Below are 4,338 nucleotides of genomic sequence, written 5' to 3' on the forward strand. Positions count from 1 at the left end.
CCGACCATCAACAAGGCGTCGGCCAAGCCTGTCACGCCAAGACCAATCCGGCGCTTGGCTTTGGCTTCCTTCTGCTGCGCCTCGAGGGGAAATTGCGATACATCGACGACGTTGTCCATCATGCGCACGGCTGTCGCGACCAGCTTGTTCAGGGCATCAACATCCAGATGGGCCGCCTTGTCGAACGGGTCTGCCACCATCCGCGCCATGTTGATCGATCCCAACAGACACGCGCCATAGGGCGGCAAAGGCTGTTCGCCGCACGGGTTGGTAGCAGCAATCGTTTCACAATAGCTCAGGTTGTTGGCAGCATTGATCCGGTCGATGAAAATAACACCGGGTTCGGCAAACTCATAGGTTGCCTTCATGATCCGGTTCCACAGATCACGCGCCTGAACCGTGCGGTAAACTTTGCCTCCGAATTGCAGATCCCACGACTGGTCTGCCTTGACCGCGTCCATAAATGGATCAGTAATCAGCACCGACATGTTGAACATCCGCAAGCGTGCGGAATCGGATTTCGCCGCGATAAAGTCTTCGACGTCAGGGTGGTCGCAACGCATCGTCGCCATCATCGCCCCGCGGCGGGATCCAGCGGACATGATCGTGCGGCACATCGCATCCCAGACATCCATGAACGACAACGGACCAGAGGCGTCAGCAGACACGCCCAAAACATCCGCACCCTTGGGCCGGATGGTAGAGAAATCATAGCCGATCCCCCCGCCCTGCTGCATGGTCAAAGCAGCCTCTTTAAGCATATCGAAAATGCCGCCCATGCTGTCCGGAACGGTGCCCATCACAAAACAGTTGAACAAGGTCACGCGCCGCGCCGTGCCTGCCCCCGCAGTGATGCGGCCTGCGGGCAGAAACTTGAAATCCTCAAGTGCTTCAAAAAACGTATCTTCCCAAACGTCAGGCGTATCCTCCACCTGCGCCAGATCGCGTGCGATCCGCCGCCAGGTGTCCTCGACTGTGACATCGCGGGCGGACCCATCGGCATCCTTAAACCGGTATTTCATGTCCCATATCTGTTCGGCGATTGGGGCAGCAAATCGTGACATAGTCGATTCCTTGAAAGCTTTTGGGAGAGGTCCCACCTTACCGCAAACATATCGACAAGCACAACAGTTTGAAGACTGCGACAGATGCGCTACTTTATATCGTGTTGGAGTGGAGAGAATCTGTGGATAACTGCGTAAACCTTTTAAAATTGTCCGTCGGCACCGAGAATATAGCCGACCTTGCTGCGTGGCAGGCCACGACACGCGCGCAAACACCCGAAGGATTTCCGCGTCACGTCACCCGCATGTGGCCAAAAAGAGAACCCGAGATCCTAAACGGCGGGTCGATGTATTGGGTCATCAAGGGCAGCATCCAATGCCGTCAAAAAATCATTCGCCTCGACGAATACATCGGGCAGGACGGCGTCCGCCGCTGTGCAGTCGTGCTTGATCCCGAATTGATCGAAGTCCAAAGTAGCCTGAAACGCCCCTTCCAAGGCTGGCGTTATCTGGCCACGGCGGACGCACCATCCGACCTGCCCGCGGGCCGTGCCCAAGAAGAACCAATTCCTGTTGAACTCAATCGGGCGCTTGCGGAAATCGGCGTTCTCTAACCGCAACCCGCAGTATTTCTTGATGGCTCCGGATTTGAGTTTATTTCGCAAAATGAAGACGACAGGTTCGTTCTGCCTATCTTCATTTTGCCCTTAAACTCCCGCCGGAGGCTTCTAAAACAAAGAAATCGCGCGCAAGCGCGGCCTTTGGATCAGCTCAGCTTTTCAAGCAATGCTGCAAATGTTTTGCGATCTGTCTCATCCATATGCGCGTTGCGGCTGCGCCAAAGGGTCGCCTGCGATTTAAGGATCAGGCCATCTGACAAAATCTTGAGATGATTGGCCCGCAAGGTTTCCCCGCTGGATGTAATATCCGCGATCGCTTCCGCAGTCTCGTTTTTGATCGTGCCTTCAGTCGCACCTTGACTGTCAACAAGCGCATAATCCGCCACCCCGGCACCGCGCAGAAATTCACGGACAAGACGGTGATATTTCGTGGCGATCCGCAACCGGAACCCATGCGTGTTCCGAAATGCCGCAGCGGCCGCGTCAAGATCATCCATCGTATCCACGTCGATCCATGCATGTGGCACGGCGACAATCAAATCCGCGTGCCCAAAGGCAAGTTCTTCGACCGGGCTGACCAGTTGATCCCACAGGGCAAGTTTTTCCTGGATCAGATCTGTTCCGGTCACCCCAAGGTGAATCCGTCCGGCAGCCAGTTCACGCGGGATTTCACCCGCCGATAACAGCATAAGCGACACATTTTCGATGCCCTCCACTGCCCCGGCATACTCTCGCTCTGACCCGGTGCGCTGCAAGGTAATCCCCCGCGCTGCGAACCATTCAAAGGTTTTTTCCATCAGCCGCCCCTTGGACGGCACCCCCAGTTTGATCGTCATTGACCGGCCTCCAACTCAAGCATCAGGCCGGGACGCATGACGCCGCCAACCGCCGGGATTTCCCCGCCCTGTCCCAATCTGCGGGTCAGCGCGTCATAGCGCCCGCCGCTTGCGATTGCGGGCAGATCAGGCCGCCGGTCGGCGCGAAAGCCAAACACAAACCCGTCGTAATATTCCATCGATACCCGACCAAAGCTTGCCTCAAACATAAGCGCATCAGTATCGACACCGCGCGCTGCCAACGCCGTCGCCCGCGCGGCGACACGGTCCACGGCACCGCCAATCGCGGGCAGATCAACCGCCAGATCACGCAACTGGCTCAGCGCATAGGGCATGACTTCACGGATATCCAACAAGCTCTGGATCAGTTCAACCTGCCCGGCTGACAGCGGTGCGGCGTCTGCATCTTCGTGCAAGGCTGCGATGCGGTCCGCGATCTCTGTTTCACTGCGCAGACCGATCAGCGGCGCATCCGAAGACGCGTGCCCCGCCAGCAACGCCGCGCGCGCTGGCGGCACGGGTGTCTTTCCGGCAAAGCGGTCCAGCAGCGCGCGAAACCGGCGTGGCCGCCAGATGTGGCGCATCAGCGCATCTTTACGACGGCGCGTTGTGTCCAAACCCGCGACGGCAGCCATCAAGATTCCGATATCACCGGTCACAGCACTGACGGGCAGCCCGCGCAAAGCCTCTGCGATCAAGGCAAAAACCTCGGCATCGGCAGCGGCCGGATCGGTTCTATCGAAAACCTCATACCCGACCTGAATGAATTCATTCGCCCGCGCCGGATCACTTTCCTGACGGCGAAACACTTCTGCGGCATAGGTATAGCGCGCAGGGTCAGCACCATGGGCCATGTGCATCTGCACCACGGGCAAGGTATAATCAGGCCGCAGCATCTGTTCGCCGCGCAGGGCATCCGATGTCACATAGGCACGCGCGCGGATGTCCTCGCCGTATAAATCCAGCAATGTTTCAGCAGGTTGCAAGATAGGAGGCTCCACCACCGCGGCCCCCTGTCCCTCAAACATCATGCGTAACGTGCTAGCCTTGGCAAGCGTCTGTGAACGGGTCGGCATCAGCGGTTCAGCTCCAGAATTTCGCGCACTTTCGCCAGCAGATCGGCGCGTGGGACTTCATACTGGCTCGGGCGGTCTTTCCATTCCTCAAGCGTGGCATTTTCCGCCATCTTCGCGCCCAGGATCAAGTCCTTGATCTGCACCACGCCTTTGTCGAATTCATCGCCCCCTGCGATCACCGCGACAGGGCTGTTGCGACGGTCTGCGTATTTCAACTGATTGCCGAAATTCTTCGGATTGCCCAGATACACCTCGGCGCGAATACCGGCCTGCCGCAATTCCGCGACCATCGCCTGATACTCCGCCATCCGCGCCTTATCCATCACGGTAACAACCACCGGGCCAACGGTATCGCTGGTCATCCGCCCCTTTGCATGCAGCGCCGCCAACAGCCGGTCCACCCCGATGGACACGCCCGTCGCAGGCACCTCTTGACCAGTAAAGCGCTTCACCAGATCATCATAGCGCCCGCCGCCTGCGACTGACCCAAAGTTGCGCACACGGCCTTTGTCGTCTTTGATTTCGAAGGTCAGTTCGGCCTCGAATACAGGTCCAGTGTAATAGCCAAGGCCGCGCACAACCGACGGGTCGATCTCGACGCGATCAGGGCCATATCCAGCCGCAGCCATCAAATCTGCGATGGTCTCAAGCTCCTCGACGCCTTGCAGACCAACGACGGACCCTTGCACCAGCTCACGCAGCCGCGCCACAGTTTGCGCACCGGTGTCCCGCTTGGCTTGCATAAAACCCATGACCACATCGGCCTGAGTATCCGTCAGCCCAGCACCATCGGTAAAATCAC

At 58.1% G+C, this 4,338-nt stretch carries 5 protein-coding genes; 1 reads left to right on the plus strand and 4 read right to left on the minus strand.

All coding sequences use genetic code 11. The annotated features are described in order from the left end of the window. A partial coding sequence (locus ABYT07_RS19245; RefSeq protein ID WP_372993632.1) for a ribonucleotide reductase N-terminal alpha domain-containing protein occupies positions 1–1,064 on the minus strand: 1,064 nt, incomplete at its 3' end. 122 nt (positions 1,065–1,186) lie between these two features. Between ABYT07_RS19245 and ABYT07_RS19250 the strand changes: the two genes are divergently transcribed. After that, a complete protein-coding gene (locus ABYT07_RS19250) occupies positions 1,187–1,618 on the plus strand; it encodes a DUF1489 family protein (protein ID WP_372993636.1) in 432 nt (143 codons plus the stop codon). A gap of 152 nt (positions 1,619–1,770) precedes the next feature. Here the strand turns inward: ABYT07_RS19250 and hisG are convergent, their stop codons facing one another. The 3 genes from hisG to ABYT07_RS19265 form a co-directional block, all read right to left on the minus strand. After that, positions 1,771–2,460 carry an ATP phosphoribosyltransferase gene (gene hisG, locus ABYT07_RS19255; RefSeq protein ID WP_372993633.1) on the minus strand — a complete coding sequence of 230 codons (690 nt, stop codon included), beginning with the start codon at positions 2,458–2,460 and terminating at the stop codon, positions 1,771–1,773. After that, positions 2,457–3,536, minus strand: coding sequence for an ATP phosphoribosyltransferase regulatory subunit (locus ABYT07_RS19260; protein ID WP_372993634.1), 1,080 nt, complete (start codon positions 3,534–3,536; stop codon positions 2,457–2,459). Before ABYT07_RS19260 ends, hisG begins: the two co-directional genes overlap by 4 nt. After that, positions 3,536–4,338, minus strand: an 803-nt coding sequence (locus tag ABYT07_RS19265; protein ID WP_372993635.1) for an ATP phosphoribosyltransferase regulatory subunit, incomplete at its 5' end; no start/stop codon positions are given. The genes ABYT07_RS19260 and ABYT07_RS19265, both read right to left, overlap by 1 nt.

The organism is Sulfitobacter sp., assembly GCF_041552635.1.
In the GTDB taxonomy this organism is placed as follows: domain Bacteria; phylum Pseudomonadota; class Alphaproteobacteria; order Rhodobacterales; family Rhodobacteraceae; genus Sulfitobacter.

What these genes read in the sequence shown, in the direction of transcription:
- hisG (WP_372993633.1), bottom strand. Translation starts at nt 2,460, where the DNA reads ATGACGATCAAACTGGGGGTGCCGTCCAAGGGGCGGCTGATGGAAAAA.
- ABYT07_RS19260 (WP_372993634.1), bottom strand. Translation starts at nt 3,536, where the DNA reads ATGCCGACCCGTTCACAGACGCTTGCCAAGGCTAGCACGTTACGCATG.